Raw genomic sequence first — 19280 nt, forward strand, 5'->3', positions numbered from 1 at the left:
CAAAATTAAAAGATGAAAATGAGTTTAAAATTTTAGACTGTTTTTCAAGTAAAGATTTAAAAGGAATTAGTGCTGTAAGAAACTATATAGCACACGATTACGATAGTACAGATGATAATATAATTGAGGATGTGATTAGACACAACTTACCAGAGTTAAAAAATATTATAGAAGAGTTATTAAAAAAGAACTAAATGAAATTTGTACAAAAAGAGTTTACAGCAACACTAGAAGAGAAAAAATCAAAATTTTTAGCTTTTTTAGTTCCATATAAAGATTTTGATAAAACAATGCAAAGATTAAGAAGTGAGCACCCAAAAGCTGTTCATTTTGTCTATGCTTATAGATATTTAAATGAGTTTGAACAAATTGTAGAAAATAGTAGTGATGATGGAGAACCACGAGGAACAAGCGGAAAGCCAACTTTGGCTGTTTTAAGTGGTGCTGGTATTATAAATAGCGCGGCAATAATAGTTCGATATTTTGGTGGAATAAAACTGGGAACTGGTGGCTTAGTACGAGCTTATGGTGGCTCTTTAAATGAAGTTATAAAAATTGCAGAGTTTTTTGAGTATAAAAAAACAAAAAGTTTTACTTTGGAGTGTGAATACTCATATTTATCACAACTTGAGTATATTTTAAAAGAGCAAAATATAGAGATATCTTCAAAAGAGTTTGAAAAAGAGGTTAAAGTAAATATAGATATTTCAGAAAAAGATTTTGAAATTTTAGAAAAAAAACTATCAAGAGATGTTAAAATATTTTGATTTTTTAATTTCGTTTAAAAACTATTAATAAATTTTAAATAAAATCGGTCAAATTTATATTTTAGGAAAGAAATATGCCACCTAATACCTTGCAGATAATTGCTGCAGTTATATTTGCAATTGCAATTATTCATATATTCTCAGTTAAATATTTTGAAAATTTAGCAAATAGAAGCGAAAAACACTCTGGACTTTTCCACCTTTTGGGTGAAATAGAGGTTGTTTTTGGAATTTGGGCTATGATTTTAGTAATTTTTATGTTTGTTTTTCTTGGAAAAGCAGAAACTATGGATTATGTAAATAATAGAAACTTTGTTGAACCAATGTTCGTTTTTGTGATTATGGTTATTGCAGCAACAAGACCAATATTACACACTGTAATAGCAGTTGTTAAGAGATTGTCAAATATTTTGCCAAGAAAAGGTGCAACAGGATTTTACTTTGTAGTTATGTGTATTGTTCCTTTGTTTGGTTCATTTATCACAGAACCTGCTGCTATGACCCTTGCAGCTTTAATTTTAAGTGATAAACTATTTTCTCAAGGTATTTCAAATAAACTAAAATATATGACTTTGGGAGCTTTATTTGTAAATGTTTCAATTGGTGGAACATTAACAAACTTTGCTGCACCACCAATATTGATGGTTGCTCAAACTTGGGATTGGAGTAGCTATTTTATGCTTACAACTTTTGGTTGGAAAGCTGCTATTGCAATATTTTTAAATACTAGTATTATTATGCTATTTTTCTTTAAAGAGTTATCTGCTATAAATATACGAACAACAGTTAGTGATAGAGAAAAAATACCATTTGTTATAGTTTTAATTCACTTTTCATTTTTGGCTTTAGTGGTTTATTTTGGGCATTATCCACCATTTTTTATGAGTCTATTTTTACTATTTTTAGGTGTAACTTATGCCTATCAACAATATCAAGATAGATTGATGCTAAGAGAGGGATTATTGGTTGCATTTTTCCTAGGTGGACTTGTGATTTTAGGCGGTCAACAAGCTTGGTGGCTAAAAGATATAATTCAAAGCTTAACAAATGCTCAAGCATTTTTTGGAGCTATTGGTCTTGGAGCATTTACTGATAATGCAGCAATTACATATTTAGGTTCATTAATTGATGGTTTAAGTGATGAGTTTAAATACTATTTAGTTGCAGGAGCTGTTACAGGTGGTGGTTTAACAGTTATTGCAAATGCACCAAATCCAGCTGGTGTTGCAATATTAAAAAACCATTTTGAAGATGGTGCTGTTGATCCTAGATATCTATTCTTAGGAGCAATTTTCCCTACTATTGTTGCTAGTATTTGTTTTATTATTTTATAAGGAAATGTTTATATGATTTCAGATTTCTCGAAATTTGCAAGAACTAATAAGAGTTTGATAGTTTTTTCAAACTCTTTTGATCATGTTGAAGTTTTTAAAAAATTTTATAATGTTAGAGTAAAGCCAAATGAGTTTGGTTATTTGAAAATAAATGAAGATAAAATCTGTCTTTTACATGAAGATTTAAAGTGTGATTTAATAAATGGAAAAATAGATGAGGCTATTAAGCAAAAACTTCTTGAGATATTTAAAACCGATTCAAGATATATTGTAACTTCAACAAAGTTTATAATATTTCCTAAAAAGTTTGGATTTAAAAGAGTTGCTAATAGAATTTTTAGAGATTTTATTATTCAAGGTGCTGGAGAGATCTTATTTGAGATTAGTGACGGTAAAGTTATTGTTAAATGTTTTGGAGAGGCAAAACCTTTAAATGTAAAATCAAGAGCAATTGATTCACTGATTATTCAAGATGAGTTAGAAGCTGAGTTTTGTGATTAAAACTCATCTTCATCATCAGCTTGACTATCAAAGCAGTAAATACACTCTTCATCAAAAAAAGAGTATTCATCATAAGTATAAAATCTCTCACAACTATCACACTTAAAACAGTCATACTCTTTTGCTAAAACTTGCTCAAGTTCTTCCGCATCAAGATTGAATTTTACTGCATAATCGTCAAAGATTTTATAAACATTTTTATTCCTATCATTCTTAAGCTCTTTGGCTAAATCTGCAAGATTATCAATATCTTCTATCTTCATATTCTTTACCTTATTCTAATGTCAAACCTGTATTATCTCAAAAAATGGTATAATTAAACCTTAAAAATTTATGGGTAGAGAGTATGGAAGAACAAAATATAAAAACACAAAAATTTATTATCAAATATTTCACAGAAATTATGATAAAAGGCGATACTGCAAAAAGGCATATGATTCAACAACTTTATGTAAATTTACAAAGTATTTCAAGTCATATTAGTAAAGATATAAAAATTAAAAAATTTTTTGACAAAATAGAGCTAGAGACACCAATTGAGTTTAGCGAAGAGTTAAAACAAAAACTTTTAAATACATCTGGAATACAGCAAGTTTTAGAAGCAATTACTATTGAAAATATGAATAGTTTAGATGATATAAAAGTTGAAGTAAACAAGCATATGGCAAATACAATTACAGATAAAACTTTTGTTGTAAGAGCAAAAAGAGTTGGTCAACAAAATTTTAAATCTATGCATATAGAGCAGACAGTTGGTGGATATATGTTGGCAAACAATCAAACAAAAGGTGTTAAGCTAAAAGATGCTGATGTTACAATAAAGCTTGAGTTAGAGCATAATAAACTTCATATAATTACTAAAAAGTATGAAGGAATGGGTGGTTTTCCAATAGGAACTCAAGGTGAAATTTTGAGTTTAATGTCAGGAGGATTTGATTCAACAGTTGCTTCATATTTATCAATAAAAAGAGGAGTAAAAACTCACTATATATTTTTTAATCTTGGTGGAGTTGCTCATGAAATTGGAGTTAAACAAGTTGCTTGGTATTTGTGGAGTAATTATGCAAGTTCTCATAGTGTAAATTTTATTACAATACCATTTGAAGATGTTGTTGGACAAATTTTTAAAGATATAAGCCCTTCATATATGGGAGTTATGTTAAAAAGGCTTATGGTTCAAGCTGCACAAGAAGTTGCAAAAAGTTTAAAAATAGATGCTTTATTAACAGGAGAGAGTGTTGCACAGGTTTCAAGTCAAACTTTAAGAAATCTAAGTTTAATTGATGATGTTAGTGATATTTTGATTTTAAGACCACTTGCATTTATGTCAAAGCCTGATATTATAGAACTTGCAACAAAAATTGGTACAAAAAAGTTTGCTGAAGCTATGCCTGAGTATTGTGGTGTAATATCAAAACACCCTGTAACATCTGGAAGTTTTGAAAGAGTTAAAAAAGAGTCACAAAATTTTGATTATACTGTTTTAGATGAAGCTATTAAAAATGCAAAAGTTAAAAGAATATTTGAAGTTTTAGATGATGTTTGTGATATTGGTACTTTAGAAGTTGTAAATAGTGTTGAGAAAAATGATATTGTAATAGATATAAGACAAGATGATAATAGTATAAAACTTGATTGTGAAGTTTTAAAAATACCATTTTATAGATTGAAAAATGAGTTTAAAAATTTGGATAAAAACAGAAACTATCTTTTATATTGTGATAAAGGTGTTTTAAGTCAACTTCATGGACAATATTTAAAAGATGAAGCAGGATATACAAATATAAAAGTATATCGACCAAATTAAATTAAAAAAAGGTATAAGATTAATGAAAAAAATAGTGTTAATATTGATTGTTGTTTTGGCTTTTTTGGCTACTTTCTCTTTTATAGTTAAAAGTAGTGTAAATAGTGAGATTAAATCTAAAGTAGAAGAGATAAGAGCTAGTGGTTTTGATGTAAGTTATAATGAGAGATTCTCTATTTTTAGTATAAAAGCAGATGGAGAAGTAAAGATTACTAATCCAAAAGAGGCTTTAAATTATATTGTTTTATTACAAGAGTATGAAGAGCAAAGAGAGAATTTACAAAGAGTTTTTGAATCATTTGATGAATATTTAATGTCACAGATTTTTGAAGGTATGGTTTATGAGTATGATTTAAACTTTTATTTATTGACTTCAGATCTTGATTTAAATATATATTTAACAAAATTATCAACTATATTAATGCAAGAGTTAGATAAATCAAGACAAAAACAGAAAGTTCAACTATTTATAGATATGTTAAAAAATAGAGATATTCATATCAATCTTGATGAGGATTTAAACTATAAACTTAAAGATATAAATCTTTCAAATGAAGATTTTGAATTTATTCTAAATGGTGTAAATGGCTCAAAAAGTGATATGAATATTGATTTATTTGAATTGACAACAACAAAAGCTGGTGTGAATATAAGATTAGAAAATATTGAAAGCAACTATAAAGAGAGTAGTAAAGATGAGATGATATCTGATTTTAGTATAGAAAAAATCAATTTTTTTGCAGATAAATTTGATTTTAGAATAGATAAATTAAAGATATCTTCTTTTTCAAAAGTTTTGCAAAACTTATTAAATAATAAAACTAATATCTCATTTGATAAATTTTATTTAAATAAAATAGACTATTACGAAGATGAGTTAAAAACAGAGCTTAACAATATAGATTTAAATTTTGATTTACAAAATTTCCCTTTTCAAGAGTATAAAGATTTTTTAAATGCCTATGCAACAATGAATATTGATATGCAAAGATTTTTTGAAAAAGCTCAAATACTTTTAGAAGCTATATCTGATTCAAAAAGTAATATTAAACTAAAGGCAGATTCAAAAGATTTTATCTTTCAAAATTTACCTATATTTAAAGAGTTAAAAATAGATGGAGATATTATTGTTAGTGAAAATTTAAATAATATGAATTTTTCAAATGCAAATGATATTTTTGAAAAACTATATTTTGAAATCAAAGTTGATAAAGAGTCTGTTAAAGAAGCTATTATTGATGGAAGAGTTAATAGACGAAATGAAATAGTTATTATAGAAACAGAGGATAAAAAATATAATCTATTTAAAATTGAGTTAAAAGAGGATGGTATTTTTGTTAATGATAGTTTTAAAATAAGATAAAAAAATTATAGATAAAAGGAGATATATATGAAAAAATTATCAATTTATGTTGCTTTGATTTTTTTAGCTGTTGTTTTACTATTTTTTATAGTTAGAAACTCTATTGAAAATAGAGTAGATGCAAAAGTAAAAGAGTTAAATCAAAATGGTTTTTTTGTAAATATAAATAAAAATATTGGTTTTTTAAGTTTTGAAGCAAAAGGAAAAATTGAGATAGCTTATCCATATAAAGCTATGGTTTATACTATAAATCAAATGAGTGATGGAGAACTTAAGAAGCAGTTTCAAGACTATTTAGAGCTATTGCCAAAAGATGAGATTGATGTTTTTGTTGAGGGTTTAACTTTTGATTATGATATTGTTTCAAACGGTTTTGGTACAAAATATGATTTAAATTTATATCTAACTAAACTTCCAATTAGATATATGCAACATCAAAACTATTTTGGATTAGTAAATGCTCTTCCAACAAATATGATGCAGATGCTAAATAATAAAGAGATTAGAATAAATATAGACCAAGATGGAAATTTCAAACTTGATGATTTGACTCTTACACTAAAAAATAGTGGTCTTTTAAATATTAGAGGTGTAAATGGAGATAAAAAAACTCTAAATATACCTCTATTTAAAGTTGAAAAAGCATATTATGGTGGATATATTGATGAGAGATTAATTATTGAAAATATGAATTTCTCATATTTTGAAAATAAAAAAAGTAGTAAAATAGACTCTAAAATATTTATAGAAAATTTTACTCACAAAAGATATGAAACTATTTTAGAGTTTAAAAATTTAAAGCTTGACTCTTATTCAAAATATCTCAATGATGATTTACAAATAAAATCTGATTTATCTTTTGATACTTTAAGTAAAAAGAGATATAACTTTGATTTTACAAAAGTTTTAAACAACTATTTTGAGTTAAAAGATTCATCTTTTGTTGTAAAATTTGAAAATTTACCATATAAAGAGTATCTTGATTTTTCAGCTTCAACTTTAACAATTGATTATAATAAAGCTTTAGAGAAACAAGATGAGTTTTTTGATCTTCTTTCTCAATCTGATTTTATGATAAGTTTAGAGGGAAATTCAAATGATTTATCATTTATGAATGATAAATATTATGAAAGATTAAAATTTGATGCCAAAATAAAGCCAACAAATTTTACAAATTTTTCAACTTTAAATGATATTTTCTCTATATTTAAAGTTGATTTAGAAATTGATAGTAAATCTGCACAAAAATTTTCTCAAGCTATTTTTAAAGATTTTATACAAGAAGATATAGTTTTTGAAGATACAAATCAAGATAATATCAAGAAATTGGCTATTGAGTTAAAAGAGGATGGACTTTATATAAATGGTAATTTAGTAATTAAAGCAGATAAGTTAATAGTAAAAAATAGCTATAACTCAAATAATCAATATAATAGTTTAGGTCATCAGGACTATTTATATAATACAAGTTCAAAACTTTATCACACTTATGAACTTATCTCTCCTAATTTGTTAAGAGTAAATTTCAAATATAAAACATCTTTAAAAAATGATTTAAAAAATGGTGGAATAACTGTATCATTTCCACAAATTTTAGATAGCTCAAGAGTAAAAGCGATTAACTCAAAAACATTTAAAGATATAAAAACATATCAAGCTGGTGATGATATTTTAGGAACTACTTTAAATACAAAAGATATAAAAGCACAATATCTTCAAATAGATGCTTTTGATGATAAATGGAGCAATATAGATGAAGAGAAAGAGTTTAGTGTGGATTTTGATATTAGTGGTTTAACTTTCAGTACTTTAGAGATAAATTTAAGAGCTTATTCAAACTCAAAAGATTTAAAAAGTGAGTTGGTACCAACAAAAACAGAGAGTTTTACAAAAGATCAACAAAACTACTATATAAAAATTGCTGATATTTATATTTATGATTTAATCACAAAATAGAATAAAGAATTGAGTTTAAACTCAATTCTTTTTTAAGTTTTTTATATCTTTTTCTATCAAAATAAATAAGAATGGAATTAGTGAATATATAAAAAGTTTTATACTAAAAAATAGCTTCCATCTTTTTTCAATCATAACTCTATATAAAGCCAAACAAAAAAGAATAAAAAATATTCCATGTAGCATTCCAAACACTTTTACAGCCATAGGTTCTGCAAAGAAATATTTTAAAGGCATTGCAAAAAAGACTAAAATAAGATATGAAATCCCTTCGATTATTGATATAGCTCTAAATTGAGCAAGTTTTGTTCTAAACATTTTAACCCTTAAAAAAAATTTGAGGCTTATTATATAAAACTAAACTATATAAGAACTTAGAGATTTTTTAGTTATTTTTAAATATAGTACGTCAAACTAAAAAATATTAGGGAAAAAATGAAACTATTTTTTAAACTATCACTTATTACAATCTTTTTAACTACTTTTTTAAAAGCTGACAAAGTAAACTCTTTTTATATTGGAACTTCAAATGCTAAAATCTTTAATGAAACTTATACAGAACTAGGGCTTGGTTTTGGTACAAGTGGATATTTTGATTCAATTATTTTTGGTTTATATTATAATTTGAACTATGGAAATATAAGAGTTGAAAATAAAAGTAAAGAGGTATCAACATTTTCTACAGATTTAAAACTAGGTTATGCTTTTTTAAATAGAGATTTCTCTATTTATGCTCTAGGAGCTGCTGCTTTCCAAAGTATTGGAAATATTGATGGTGCTGGTTTTGGATATGGTGGTGGAGCTGAGTATAAAATAGCAAAGAATTTTGCATTAAATTTTGAGTATAAAAAATATGATATGGTTTCTAATAAAGAAGATTATGATTATGAAAAATCAAATTTATATTTGAAAATTATTTTTTAAATAATAAAAAACGACAATTTTTGTCAAAAAATCAGTATAGAATTAATTAAATTTATTAAGGATTATTTATGAATAAAATGTTTTTGCTATTTTCTCATACTTTAACAAAAAATCAAAAAGATGATGCCATGAAAAGTTTTGGCATAGAAGAGTTTATGTATCTTCCAAAAGAGTTACAAGAGCTTTTTAGTAATGTACCTAATGATTTAAAAAAGTTGAGTGAATATTTAACTCCAATAAAACTTTTTTTAAAACAGTACTCAAAAGAAGGAGATTTTGTTTTGATTCAAGGAGATTTTGGTGCAACTTATATTTTAGTAAATTTTGCAAAAAGTTTGAAACTAAAAGCAGTATATTCAACTACAAAAAGAGTTACACAAGAGTTTGAAGAAGATGGAAAGATTATAAAAAAATCAATATTTGAGCATGAAAGGTTTAGAGATTATGAATAAAAATTGTATAAAAGAGCTTTTAAATAAGGAGTATTTTGTGTATATAGTTTTTAAATTTTTAACTATTACAACAATAGTACTTGCTATATATTTTTTATTAAATATAGAGTCTATAGGAAATTTATATTTTGTTATATCTTTATTTGTAGTTAATATCTTTTTGACTATTACTACAAGTAGATTAAAAACTCCAAAATTAGCAAAGTGCTTGTATAAAACTCCTATTTATATAAACATTTTTGTTGGTTTATTTATCCATCTTGGGCTTGGACTTTTTGTAATATCAGCAGCAACAGGTTTTTTGCATATAAATATTGTTTATTTTAGTGTAGCTTTGTTTATTTTTGGAGTTTCTATATATTTTTATATTTGCAAGAGAAATAAAATATTTGAAAAAAAGGATAGTGATGTTTGATTATATATTTAAACTAATTACAGATGCTACAGTTTGGTTTACTTTTTTTACTATGTTATTAATGATTTTTAATACATATAGATTAATAAAAAGAATGAATAAAATAGATATCTATTTTAATGATATAAAACTACCAATTCCAATATTAAGAAAAGAGTGTACAAGAGGTGAAATTCAAGGTGTTTTGGGAGTTTTTACAAAAGATATGCAAAGATATAATATTGAATTTATGGGAACTATAGAGTATTTAAATAGACTTACAGATGTTCAAAATAATAAATCAAATAAATTGGTAATAAACATAAGCGAAAAAGAGTTGGAGCAGTTTAAAGATGAACTATACAAAACTAACAATTAAGATAAATAGCACTGATAAACCACCATATTTTATGGGCTCTCAGCTTCGTGGAGCTTTTGGTTATGCTTTGAAAAGAGTTGTATGTATAAATCCAAAATATGATTGTATTGACTGTTTTGCACAAAACTCATGTCTATTTTATAACTTTTATGAAGAAAAAAATAGTTTTCACAAATATAGGTTTGATTTTACTTTGGCTCAAAGTAGTTATCTATTTGATTATTATTTATTTGATAGTGCTACAAAAGAGTTACCATATATTTTAAGTGCATTTATAAAGATGTTAAAGGATAATGGCTTAGGCAAGGATAAAAAAACCTATAGTGATTTTAATATTTTTATAAATGATGAGTTGTGTACAAAAAATGGTGATATAAAAATTCCAAAAGATTTTAGAAAGATTTTAGAAATAGGTGATATTAAAAAAGATATTGAGTTACATTTTTTTACACCTCTAAGAATAAAAAAAGATAATAGATTCATAAGAAGCGATGAATTAGAGTTAAAAGATATAATAAACTCTATTTATCAAAGACAACTTCAACTTTTAGGAAAACCATATAGAAAGTTTCCATATCAAATACAAGGAGATATAGTAGATAAAAATATTAGCTACAAGGAGCTTACAAGAGCTAGTAATAGACAAAAAACAACTATGAATATAGGAGGATTAGTAGGAAGTATGAAAATAAAAAATCTAAATAAAGAGTGCTATGAGGTCTTAAAAGTAGGAGAACTTATAGCTCTTGGAAAACAGACTGTTTTTGGACTTGGAAAAATTAAATTAAAGGAGATAAATGAGTAAAATAGAGCATATATTTAACCAACACAATGCAAATAAAAATAAAGCTTTTATAAATTCTCAAGAGTTTAAAATTGATTATATAAAAGACAATAAAAAAGGTTTTGAAAGTAAGAAGAGTAGCTATATAACTGATTTTGATAAAAAATATTATGAAGCACTTGTTCCATCAGAGAATTCAATAATTTCTAAATATGATGATGAAAAAATAGATGATTTATTGTCAAAATTAAGTGAAGATATTTTGATGATTAGTGGAGATTTTTGGGGTATTCAAAAATTTATTTTTAATGGACTTACTTCTAAAAAAGCTTCAAAAATTTTAAGAAGTCGTTCTGCTATAGTGCAACTTTTTACTTATGTTGTAGTAGATATTATTAAAAAAGAGTTTAAAAATAGTGATGCTGTACTATTTGGGGCAGGTAAATTTATGATACTTGCATCAAAAGAAGAGGATTATGAGAGCAAAATAAAAAATATTCAAGAAAAATTAGATAGCTATTTTTTGGATAAATATTTTGGACAAAATGGTTTAATATTATCTTACTCACTAACATCTAGAGAAAATATCTCTAATCAAGAATCTAGTCAAATGAAGGAAGATTTACTAAAACTTGCAAAAGATAATGAATTAAGAAAATTAAGAAAATTTGATATAAAAAATCTTAATTTTGAAAAGTTAGTTAGTAAGCATTTAGTAGAAGACAATGAGGGAGTTTGCCAATATTGTAATAAAAGAACAATTACAAATAAAGATGAAGAGTGTTGCTCTATCTGCCATAATGAAATTTTACTAGGAACTTTTTTAACAAAATATCAATATATAGAGATTTTAAAAGAGAAAAAATCAAATGCTATAAAGATTTTTGATAGTTATTTTGTAAATTTTTCAAATACCAAACCAATATCTTTTGAAAATAGTTTTGATATATCTTCAAAAAAATATGAAGATATTCCAAAATGGTCTTTGGGTTCATATATTCCAAAGTTTGAAAATAGTGATATAAAAACATTTGAAGAGATAGCAAAAAACTCATCAGGTTTGATAGCTTTAAAAGCAGATATTGATAAGTTGGGTGATACTTTTAGAGATTATTATATGACCTCTTTTAAAAAGTTCAATAGATTAAGCCGAGAGATAGATTTCTTTTTTAGCGATTATGCAACACATATAATAGAAGAAGAGTTTAAAAACTGCTATATTATTTTTGCTGGTGGCGATGATCTTTTTTTGATAGGAGAGTATAAAGAAGTTGTATCTTTTGCCAAAAGACTAAGAGAGGAGTTTTATAGATTTTCATTACAAAAAGTAACTATCTCTATGGGCTTAGTGATGTTTAAATCCTCAACTCCAATAAACTATATATCAAGACTAACAGATGAAGCAGAAGCTAGAGCTAAATCGGTTTTAGATAATAATCAAAAAGATAGAGATGGTATTGATATATTTTCTATTCCTATGAAATTTGTAGAGTTTTTTGATATAGAAAGTAGGTTTAAAGAAATTTCAGATTATTTAGAGAGTAAAAATATTGATACCACAACTTTTTACTATAGATTACTTGATTTTTGTGATATGAAAAAAAATATACTAAAAGATGTAAAAAATGCCATGTGGAAATCTAAACTAAGATATATTATTACTAGAAATATCAAGCCAGATGATAGTTTTAATATATATGAAAAACTTCATAGTTTAATTGAAAAATATGATGAGAAATTAAAGCCATCTATATTTTTAAAAATTTACTTAAATCGAGATAAAAAAGGAGAAAAAAGATGAAAAATATATTAGTAAATCTTAGTTTTAAGACAAAAGATAATCAACTAACAGGACTTTTTGGAGAAAAAGCTCAAAAAATTGCCCAAATGATGAAGAAAGATAAGTCTAGTAAAGATAAGGATATGGAAACATCTACAACACAGTTTAGAAAATTTTATGAAAAGGTTTTAGAGCTAAATAATAAAGCAATTAGTTTAGACCAAAGTAAGTTTGATACAAATATAAAGCCTTTTGTAATGATGCTTAACTCAAAAGTACAATACTCTCATACTAGAGATAACTGTGGAAAAAATTTTGTTGAACTTATGGAAAGCTCTATTAAGGCTGTAAACTCTGTTGAAGAGTTACAAAACTTCAAATATTTTTTAGAATCAATAATAGGCTTTATGCCAAAAAAATAAGGAGAAAATAGTGAAAATAATAAATATAAAATCGGATTTAAAATTGATTTCAGGACTTCATATTGGGGCAAGTGATGATAGTATGAAAATTGGTGGGGTGGATTCTCCTGTATTAAAAAGAGAAGTTCTTGCAAATGATAATGGAATAGTAGATTTTAAATCAAGCAATAAAGTACTAGAACCCTATATAGCTGGAAGTAGTTTAAAAGGAAAAATTAGAAGCCTTTTAGAACACTATTTCAAACTAATAGACCCACTTGGAAAAGGTGATGTTGTAAATAGTAAATCAACTCATGGAGATAGCAAAAAAAGAGATTTGATAGTTAAACTTTTTGGTGAAATGTCTGGAAAAGATAAAAGTCCAAATATAACAAGATTAATCTTTAGAGACTGTTTTATAAAACAAGATGTTAGAAAAGCAAAAATAGAAAATAGAGTTGAGTTATTTGAAACAAAAATGGAAAATGTAATAGATAGACTCACAGGAACTACAAAAAATGGTGGACTTAGACAAATTGAGAGAGTAAATTCATCTATAGAGTTTGATTTTGATGTATCTTTAAGAGTTTTTGATGGTGATAATGAAGAAGAGTTTGTAAATACTTTAAAGTTAGGCTTAAAGTTATTAGAATTAGATGCACTAGGTGGAAGCGGAAGTCGTGGATATGGAAAAGTTTTATTTACAGATATAAAAGAAAGCATAGAAGAGCTTGTAAAAAAAGTTGGTTGATATGACTACAATCAGATTAAAAATAGATGTAAAATCATTTTTTGCTACATTTCCAAAAGCAGATATGATTTTTGGACATTTTGCTTATCATCTTTTTTCTAACAATGATTTAAGATTAGAGAACTATTTACAAGAAGATCCAAAAATAATTTTTAGTGATTTTATACCACTTAATTATCTTCCAAAACCAACTTTACCATTGGATAGTTTTGGAGTTAGTGATACAGATAAAAAAGATTTTAGAAAAAAAGAGTGGATAAAAATTGAAGATTTACAAAATGGAGATATGTCAAAGTGTGTAAATATTGAATTTTATAAAACAAATGTTAGTGTAAAAAATAGTTTAAGTAGACTTACATTTTCAACACAAAAAGAGATTTTCACTCCTTATAGCTTAGAAGAGATTGAATTTTTATATGAACCTTCTTTATATGTTTCATTTGATAAAGATTTCAAAAAAGAGGAGATAGTAGAGATATTAAACAAAATAGGAAAAAATGGTTTTGGTAAAAAAAGTTCAACGGGAAAAGGCTCTTTTAGTGTTAGCTTAGATGATAGTTTTAAAGGTTTTGAAAATATTGATACTTCATACTATATGACTATCTCCCCAATAATTCCAAAAGAAGATAGTATAGAAGAGTTTTTTTATAATACTTTCAATAGATTTGGTAAATACTCAAATTCAGGTACACCATTTAAAAAACCAGTTTTAATGGCAGATAGTGCAGCTGTTGTAAAACTTAAAAATAGTTGTACCTATATTGGAAGGGCTATAAACAATGGTACAAATAAAACTTCTTTTTTACAAGCTTACTCTATGCTTGTACCATTTAGATTTGATGGAAAGGGACTTAAATGTTAAGTGATGCTTTAAAAAATGCAGGAATAAACTCGAAAGATTTTAAAAAACAAAATCAAACACAAAAAAAACCAAATGAGACTCAAAAAGAAAATAGCAATACACATAACAAAGAAGTTGCAAATACACAATCTATAAAAAAAGATTTTAAGACAAGTGGTATTTTAAAATTAAAAATGACAGCTATCTCACCTTTGCATATAGGTTCTGGATATGAGTATGAGCCTACAAACTATGTTATAGATGAAAATATACTATACTCATTCTTAGATGAAGACTTTTTTACAGCTTTAAACTCTATTGATAAAGAAAAATTTATTAATATACTAAATGAAAATAGAAGTGATAGTTTTGCAAGAATAAATAGTTTTGTAAAAGAGCGAATAGATATTGTTAAAAAAATATCAAAAAAAACTATACCTACATCAAAAGGGATTCAAACAGACTATAAAGCTAAAGTAGGAAAAGTTGTTCAAGTTGAAGGAAGTAGCTCAAAAGGTAACTATAAAAATGTTTTCAATGAGTTTAAAATACAAAAAATCCAAAGAAAATTATTTAAAGATAAAAATGGAGACTATAAAGAGTTTGGCTATATCCCTGGAAGTAGTTTAAAAGGTGCTATAGCTACAGCTTATCAAGAGTTTATATCTATAAAAGAGGGTGGAAATGCAAGAAAAGAGAAGTTTTTATCACCAATAACTATAAAAGAACATATATTTAAAAACTTTAAAGTAGCAGATAGCAAGGTTACTATATCAAACTATAAAGAGCTAATTGGATATGCTTTAAATAAAGAGAGATTTGAAGATGATAAAACAGGACTCAGTACTATATTAGAAGCAATAGAGCAAAACTCAACTTTTAGTGTAGAGATAGCTTATAGTGAAAATGACAATAAAGGTAAAAAACTATTTAGTTTAAATAATGTTTTAAATAGTTTAAATAACCACTATTTACCTATATTTAAAACAATGTTTGATGATGAGTATGAGTATATTGTTGATTATCTTTCAGAAGATTTTGTAGAAAGATATAAAAATCTAGAGTTACAAGAGAATCAATTTCTTATAAGAGTTGGAAAACATAGTGGAGCTAGAGCAGTTACAATTAATAGCAAAAACGAAAAAAGAAAGATAAAAGTGAGAGTAAATAAGTCAAAGTTTGAAGAAGAAGATGAAGAGACAACTACATGGCTTTTTGGTAAAAGTACTAGTGACACAAAAAATCTTCTACCTTTTGGATGGCTTTTGTGTGAGATTATAGATTAAAAAAGGAGATATTTTGCAAAAAGGTCTAAAAATAGTTAAAAAAGCAAAAACAAAATCAGTAATCACAATTTTAGGTATTCAAGGTGGATTTGTAGATAAAAATAAAGAAGTAAGATTTTCAAACTTTGAGCATAAAGCTGACTATATTTTTGAAAATGAGACAAAAGAGTATTTTAATACCCTTCCACTGCTTATAGAAAAATACAGTTCATATGAAATTATTCCAATTTTTACAGAAGATGCAAAACTTTTCAACCAAGAAGTTTTAAAAAAAGGATATTCAGATTTAAAAGTAAATTTCAATGATAGATATTTTATAAAAGATGATAAAAACTTTGAAGATATTTTCAAAATTATAAATGAAGCTATAAGCTATTATGATGAGGTAATAGTAGATGTTTCTCACGGCTTTAGACATCTTCCTATTTTGATGATTGTTGATTTAATCATACAAAATTTTCAAAATACAGAAAAAATTTCTAAAATCCTTTTTGCAAAAGAGATAAAAAAACATGACAAAGAAGAAAAAGGCTTATATGAGATAATCGACCTAAAAGAGTATTTAGACCTTGCAAATATCTCTTTTGTGCTTACAACTTTTGAAAAAAACTACACAGTTGCAAGTCATATAGAATCAGATAAATATAAAAATTTGATTGAAAAACTAAACTCTTTTTCAAATGACCTTATGGCACTAAATCAAAATAATTTATTTAAAAAAACATCTAAAGATTTAATAACAGAACTAGATAAAATAGAAAATATCTCTATAAAAAAACAAGCATATGATTTAAAACAAGCTATAAAAAAACTCACAAATTATGAGGGTAAAAAGAGATATGAGACATATTATAATCTAGCAAAAGATTTGTATGATAAAAAATATATGCTTTTGAGTCTATCTTTATTATATGAGAGTATGAGATTATATGCAAAATCAGAGATAAAAAAAAGTCACAAAGGTATAGTTGAAAAAGTAGAAAAAATGTTGAATGGTGATTTATATGCTATTGGAGATTATATAATAAAACTTAAAAATAAAAATACCAAATGGACTAGCACAGCAAAATATAAAGGAAAAGATATAAATACATTAATAGATGAAAAAGAGTTCCAGCTTCTAAAAGACTCTTTTCCGAAAAAATTAGTAGAAAAAGAATTTAATGATTTTCCATTTAGTTTAATAGATAAAGTTGCAGATACTAGAAACAATCTAGCACATGCAAATTCAGATAATAGAACTTTCAAAGACATACAAAAAGATATCGGGGTGCTTTTTGATAAGTATTACAATAAATGTATTAAAAAATTAAGTATTGATGATTTAAAAAACAAAATAAATATATTGTAAATCAAAAACGACAATATCTGTCAAAGTTTTCATATATAATTTCACAAAATCAAACAAGGAAATATATATGAAAACAAAAATAACAATAAAAACAGACAAGATAAAACAAAGAGTAGTTTGGAACTTCAAACCCACAACAAGAGTAAAACCTAGCAAAAAAATTTATAGTAGAAAAAAAGAGATTATTTACTAAACATAGCAAGTTTTAAACAATAAAGGGAAAATATGAAAAATTATCTAGTTCTCTATGACATTTTTAATACAAAAAGAGCATATAAAATAAGAAAATATCTTTACAAACACACAACAGGTGGGCAAAAATCAGCCCTAGAAATTCCACTAGATGAAAAACTATCAGATAAGCTAATATTTAAATTAAATAGCTACACAAAAGATATAGACAAAATAAATATTGTAAAGATTTACAAAAACCCAATTCTACTTGGAAAAGCTTCACAGCTAAACACAATTTCAAATGGAGTAATAGTATGAAAATAGCAATAATAGATAAAAAAAACATAATCTTGAAAATAGATACAAGCTCTATAAAAGTAGATGAAAAATCAATACCTTTTCACCTCATAGATATACTTCTAATCACTACAAAAACAGCTTTAAATAGTTTGGATATACTAAGATTAAACCAAAACGGCATCTCTATACTTCTACTTTCACAAAATAGTACAAATATATCTATAATAAACTCTGCAAAAACAAAGCAAGGAGAGTTAAAACTGGCACAATATGAGGCTTTAAGTAAAAAATTGGATATTGCAAAAGATATTTTAATAAATAAAATTAAACTACACAAAGAGCATTTAGAAAAGTATCAAATATGCCTAGATATAAAAATAGTTTTAAAAAAAATCGAAAAATCACAAAATATAGAGGAACTCATGGGAATAGAAGGCTCATTTGCTAAAACATATTTCAAAGAGTTTTTTTCACTATTGCCAAAAAATATGCACAAAAACAAACGAAGTAAAAATCCACCACAAGACCCAGCAAATGCAGTTTTGTCACTATTTTATACACTCTACTACAATATAATTTCAATAAAACTTTTAACTCATGGTTTTGAACCATCTATTGGATACTTGCATACGCCATTTCGTGAACACAATGCTTTAGCATCTGATTTAATGGAGCTTTTTAGAGCAGATATAAATGAAGAAGTTATACAAATATTTAAAGAAAATCTTCTAAGCTTAGATGATTTTACAAAAAAAGGTGGAGTCTATTTAAAATATGAAGCTAGAAGTAAGATTTGGAAAAGATTTTTGGAACTTGAAGCAAGACTTAAATCAAAGCTAGACAAAGAAGTAGCAAATTTAAGAGCAAAAATTACAAAAGAGCTTGAAGATGAAGTTGCATGATTATCTCATTTGTTATGATATTTCAGATAAAAAAAGATTGGTAAAAATATCAAAACTACTTGAAAAAACAGCAGCTAGAATACAATACTCTATATATTTTTATCCAAAAGTAGCAAAAGAGTGTATAGATGATTTAGTAGAAAAATTGAATAAACTAATAAATCAAGAAGAGGATGATATAAGAATTTATAAAATTGATATTAAAAATAGTATCCATCTAAAAAGTGGAATAGATTTGCAAAATCCATTTGTGATTTGATAAGAATTTAAAGGGATTTTAAATGCTTTTAAGCTACTATTTTGTTTTGTTATTTAAAAATCTATTGTTAACTTTATATAAGATTTTTTTAAGAGTAACAAAAAACTTCTATCTAGCTATTTTTGGGCTAGAGTTTTTTAAAACTACTATCTTTTTTATATTTAAGCAAAATATAAGATATAGAAGTAGTGATTTTATGGTATGTAGAAGGATTACAACATTGACCCGATTATTTTTGCATTTGGCAAATTAAGTCATCACTAAAAATCACGAAAAGCTAAAGCTTATTCTATTTTTAGGACTCAGAAGAGGGGATTGAAACTTTCCTATCATAACCACTTGATCAGTACCATTTTTATTACAACATTGACCCGATTATTAGGGGATTGAAACTTTGAATAAAAAATCTTTTCATTAATTACAAATATATTACAACATTGACCCGATTATTAGGGGATTGAAACTCAAATTTTGAAAGAATAGAATCATACACTGTATTAATTACAACATTGACCCGATTATTTTTGCCTTTGGCAAATTCAGTCATCACTAAAAATCACGAAAAGCTAAAGCT

24 protein-coding genes are annotated in these 19280 nt (G+C 25.6%); 22 read left to right on the forward strand and 2 right to left on the reverse strand.

Going from position 1 to position 19280, the window contains the following annotated elements; all coding sequences use genetic code 11:
• The 4 genes from WC168_RS04480 to WC168_RS04495 all read left to right on the forward strand — a co-directional run.
• Nucleotides 1-194: HepT-like ribonuclease domain-containing protein (locus WC168_RS04480; RefSeq protein WP_372617778.1), on the forward strand; the 194-nt coding region annotated here is incomplete at its 5' end.
• Nucleotides 195-767, forward strand: a complete 573-nt coding sequence (locus WC168_RS04485; protein ID WP_066355532.1) for a YigZ family protein — start codon at nucleotides 195-197, stop codon at nucleotides 765-767.
• A 74-nt stretch (nucleotides 768-841) separates the two neighbouring features.
• Complete coding sequence (locus tag WC168_RS04490; protein WP_372617781.1) at nucleotides 842-2101, forward strand: putative Na+/H+ antiporter; 1260 nt, start codon at nucleotides 842-844, stop codon at nucleotides 2099-2101.
• 12 nt (nucleotides 2102-2113) lie between these two features.
• On the forward strand, nucleotides 2114-2602 hold the full coding sequence (locus tag WC168_RS04495; RefSeq protein WP_066350207.1) for a hypothetical protein: 489 nt from the start codon (nucleotides 2114-2116) through the stop codon (nucleotides 2600-2602).
• Here WC168_RS04495 and WC168_RS04500 read toward each other — a convergent pair.
• The gene (locus WC168_RS04500) at nucleotides 2599-2865 is read right to left on the reverse strand and encodes a hypothetical protein (protein WP_372617783.1); all 267 of its coding nucleotides are present in this window, start codon (nucleotides 2863-2865) and stop codon (nucleotides 2599-2601) included. The two genes, WC168_RS04495 and WC168_RS04500, sit on opposite strands and share 4 nt — an antisense overlap.
• 83 nt (nucleotides 2866-2948) lie before the next feature.
• Between WC168_RS04500 and thiI the strand changes: the two genes are divergently transcribed.
• Genes thiI through WC168_RS04515 form a run of 3 tightly spaced genes read left to right on the forward strand, consistent with a single transcriptional unit; the run spans nucleotide 2949 to nucleotide 7728 of the window.
• Nucleotides 2949-4409 (forward strand): tRNA uracil 4-sulfurtransferase ThiI, encoded by a 1461-nt coding sequence (thiI, locus tag WC168_RS04505; protein ID WP_129098808.1) that lies wholly within the window; start codon nucleotides 2949-2951, stop codon nucleotides 4407-4409.
• 22 nt (nucleotides 4410-4431) lie between these two features.
• Nucleotides 4432-5772, forward strand: a complete 1341-nt coding sequence (locus WC168_RS04510) for a hypothetical protein (protein ID WP_372617785.1) — start codon at nucleotides 4432-4434, stop codon at nucleotides 5770-5772.
• A 27-nt stretch (nucleotides 5773-5799) separates the two neighbouring features.
• Nucleotides 5800-7728, forward strand: coding sequence for a hypothetical protein (locus WC168_RS04515; RefSeq protein WP_372617787.1), 1929 nt, complete (start codon nucleotides 5800-5802; stop codon nucleotides 7726-7728).
• A gap of 21 nt (nucleotides 7729-7749) precedes the next feature.
• Here the strand turns inward: WC168_RS04515 and WC168_RS04520 are convergent, their stop codons facing one another.
• Complete coding sequence (locus tag WC168_RS04520) at nucleotides 7750-8046, reverse strand: DUF3817 domain-containing protein (RefSeq protein WP_066160908.1); 297 nt, start codon at nucleotides 8044-8046, stop codon at nucleotides 7750-7752.
• Nucleotides 8047-8163: 117 nt separating this feature from the next.
• Between WC168_RS04520 and WC168_RS04525 the strand changes: the two genes are divergently transcribed.
• The 15 genes from WC168_RS04525 to cas2 (WC168_RS04595) all read left to right on the forward strand — a co-directional run bounded on the left by WC168_RS04525 (nucleotide 8164) and on the right by cas2 (WC168_RS04595) (nucleotide 18706).
• Complete coding sequence (locus WC168_RS04525; protein ID WP_066160911.1) at nucleotides 8164-8652, forward strand: outer membrane beta-barrel protein; 489 nt, start codon at nucleotides 8164-8166, stop codon at nucleotides 8650-8652.
• A gap of 68 nt (nucleotides 8653-8720) precedes the next feature.
• Complete coding sequence (gene csx20 / locus WC168_RS04530; RefSeq protein ID WP_372617789.1) at nucleotides 8721-9104, forward strand: CRISPR-associated protein Csx20; 384 nt, start codon at nucleotides 8721-8723, stop codon at nucleotides 9102-9104.
• Nucleotides 9079-9519: a hypothetical protein gene (locus WC168_RS04535; protein WP_066350197.1), complete on the forward strand. Its 441-nt coding sequence runs from the start codon at nucleotides 9079-9081 to the stop codon at nucleotides 9517-9519. The genes csx20 and WC168_RS04535 overlap by 26 nt, the downstream gene beginning before the upstream one ends.
• The gene (locus tag WC168_RS04540; protein WP_115588574.1) at nucleotides 9512-9877 is read left to right on the forward strand and encodes a hypothetical protein; all 366 of its coding nucleotides are present in this window, start codon (nucleotides 9512-9514) and stop codon (nucleotides 9875-9877) included. The genes WC168_RS04535 and WC168_RS04540 overlap by 8 nt, the downstream gene beginning before the upstream one ends.
• Entirely contained in the window at nucleotides 9852-10682 is an 831-nt protein-coding gene (gene cas6 / locus WC168_RS04545) for a CRISPR system precrRNA processing endoribonuclease RAMP protein Cas6 (protein WP_372617792.1), read from the forward strand. Before WC168_RS04540 ends, cas6 begins: the two co-directional genes overlap by 26 nt.
• Nucleotides 10675-12462, forward strand: coding sequence for a type III-A CRISPR-associated protein Cas10/Csm1 (cas10, locus tag WC168_RS04550; protein WP_279135239.1), 1788 nt, complete (start codon nucleotides 10675-10677; stop codon nucleotides 12460-12462). Before cas6 ends, cas10 begins: the two co-directional genes overlap by 8 nt.
• Entirely contained in the window at nucleotides 12459-12863 is a 405-nt protein-coding gene (csm2, locus tag WC168_RS04555) for a type III-A CRISPR-associated protein Csm2 (RefSeq protein ID WP_141050074.1), read from the forward strand. Before cas10 ends, csm2 begins: the two co-directional genes overlap by 4 nt.
• 10 nt (nucleotides 12864-12873) lie before the next feature.
• Complete coding sequence (csm3, locus tag WC168_RS04560; RefSeq protein WP_279135242.1) at nucleotides 12874-13593, forward strand: type III-A CRISPR-associated RAMP protein Csm3; 720 nt, start codon at nucleotides 12874-12876, stop codon at nucleotides 13591-13593.
• Between the two features lies 1 nt (nucleotide 13594).
• On the forward strand, nucleotides 13595-14455 hold the full coding sequence (locus tag WC168_RS04565) for a hypothetical protein (protein ID WP_279135244.1): 861 nt from the start codon (nucleotides 13595-13597) through the stop codon (nucleotides 14453-14455).
• Entirely contained in the window at nucleotides 14449-15720 is a 1272-nt protein-coding gene (locus tag WC168_RS04570; RefSeq protein ID WP_279135247.1) for an RAMP superfamily CRISPR-associated protein, read from the forward strand. Before WC168_RS04565 ends, WC168_RS04570 begins: the two co-directional genes overlap by 7 nt.
• Before the next feature lie 13 nt (nucleotides 15721-15733).
• Nucleotides 15734-17071, forward strand: coding sequence for a TM1812 family CRISPR-associated protein (locus tag WC168_RS04575; RefSeq protein WP_279135250.1), 1338 nt, complete (start codon nucleotides 15734-15736; stop codon nucleotides 17069-17071).
• Between the two features lie 67 nt (nucleotides 17072-17138).
• The gene (locus WC168_RS04580; RefSeq protein WP_279135252.1) at nucleotides 17139-17264 is read left to right on the forward strand and encodes a hypothetical protein; all 126 of its coding nucleotides are present in this window, start codon (nucleotides 17139-17141) and stop codon (nucleotides 17262-17264) included.
• 32 nt (nucleotides 17265-17296) lie between these two features.
• Entirely contained in the window at nucleotides 17297-17563 is a 267-nt protein-coding gene (gene cas2 / locus WC168_RS04585) for a CRISPR-associated endonuclease Cas2 (protein ID WP_372617795.1), read from the forward strand.
• On the forward strand, nucleotides 17560-18447 hold the full coding sequence (cas1, locus tag WC168_RS04590; protein WP_372617797.1) for a CRISPR-associated endonuclease Cas1: 888 nt from the start codon (nucleotides 17560-17562) through the stop codon (nucleotides 18445-18447). Before cas2 (WC168_RS04585) ends, cas1 begins: the two co-directional genes overlap by 4 nt.
• Nucleotides 18440-18706, forward strand: a complete 267-nt coding sequence (cas2, locus tag WC168_RS04595) for a CRISPR-associated endonuclease Cas2 (RefSeq protein WP_372617799.1) — start codon at nucleotides 18440-18442, stop codon at nucleotides 18704-18706. The genes cas1 and cas2 (WC168_RS04595) overlap by 8 nt, the downstream gene beginning before the upstream one ends.
• Nucleotides 18707-19280: the final 574 nt, after the last annotated feature.

It is taken from the genome of Aliarcobacter sp. (assembly GCF_041672065.1).
Lineage (GTDB): Bacteria > Campylobacterota > Campylobacteria > Campylobacterales > Arcobacteraceae > Aliarcobacter > Aliarcobacter skirrowii.

Excerpts from the sequence above, each read along its gene's own strand:
- WC168_RS04485 (WP_066355532.1), top strand. The coding sequence starts at position 195 with ATGAAATTTGTACAAAAAGAGTTTACAGCAACACTAGAAGAGAAAAAA.
- WC168_RS04490 (WP_372617781.1), top strand. The coding sequence starts at position 842 with ATGCCACCTAATACCTTGCAGATAATTGCTGCAGTTATATTTGCAATT.
- WC168_RS04495 (WP_066350207.1), top strand. The coding sequence starts at position 2,114 with ATGATTTCAGATTTCTCGAAATTTGCAAGAACTAATAAGAGTTTGATA.
- WC168_RS04500 (WP_372617783.1), bottom strand. The coding sequence starts at position 2,865 with ATGAAGATAGAAGATATTGATAATCTTGCAGATTTAGCCAAAGAGCTT.
- thiI (WP_129098808.1), top strand. The coding sequence starts at position 2,949 with ATGGAAGAACAAAATATAAAAACACAAAAATTTATTATCAAATATTTC.
- WC168_RS04510 (WP_372617785.1), top strand. The coding sequence starts at position 4,432 with ATGAAAAAAATAGTGTTAATATTGATTGTTGTTTTGGCTTTTTTGGCT.
- WC168_RS04515 (WP_372617787.1), top strand. The coding sequence starts at position 5,800 with ATGAAAAAATTATCAATTTATGTTGCTTTGATTTTTTTAGCTGTTGTT.
- WC168_RS04520 (WP_066160908.1), bottom strand. The coding sequence starts at position 8,046 with ATGTTTAGAACAAAACTTGCTCAATTTAGAGCTATATCAATAATCGAA.
- WC168_RS04525 (WP_066160911.1), top strand. The coding sequence starts at position 8,164 with ATGAAACTATTTTTTAAACTATCACTTATTACAATCTTTTTAACTACT.
- csx20 (WP_372617789.1), top strand. The coding sequence starts at position 8,721 with ATGAATAAAATGTTTTTGCTATTTTCTCATACTTTAACAAAAAATCAA.
- WC168_RS04535 (WP_066350197.1), top strand. The coding sequence starts at position 9,079 with ATGAAAGGTTTAGAGATTATGAATAAAAATTGTATAAAAGAGCTTTTA.
- WC168_RS04540 (WP_115588574.1), top strand. The coding sequence starts at position 9,512 with ATGTTTGATTATATATTTAAACTAATTACAGATGCTACAGTTTGGTTT.
- cas6 (WP_372617792.1), top strand. The coding sequence starts at position 9,852 with ATGAACTATACAAAACTAACAATTAAGATAAATAGCACTGATAAACCA.
- cas10 (WP_279135239.1), top strand. The coding sequence starts at position 10,675 with ATGAGTAAAATAGAGCATATATTTAACCAACACAATGCAAATAAAAAT.
- csm2 (WP_141050074.1), top strand. The coding sequence starts at position 12,459 with ATGAAAAATATATTAGTAAATCTTAGTTTTAAGACAAAAGATAATCAA.
- WC168_RS04565 (WP_279135244.1), top strand. The coding sequence starts at position 13,595 with ATGACTACAATCAGATTAAAAATAGATGTAAAATCATTTTTTGCTACA.
- WC168_RS04570 (WP_279135247.1), top strand. The coding sequence starts at position 14,449 with ATGTTAAGTGATGCTTTAAAAAATGCAGGAATAAACTCGAAAGATTTT.
- WC168_RS04580 (WP_279135252.1), top strand. The coding sequence starts at position 17,139 with ATGAAAACAAAAATAACAATAAAAACAGACAAGATAAAACAAAGAGTA.
- cas2 (WP_372617795.1), top strand. The coding sequence starts at position 17,297 with ATGAAAAATTATCTAGTTCTCTATGACATTTTTAATACAAAAAGAGCA.
- cas1 (WP_372617797.1), top strand. The coding sequence starts at position 17,560 with ATGAAAATAGCAATAATAGATAAAAAAAACATAATCTTGAAAATAGAT.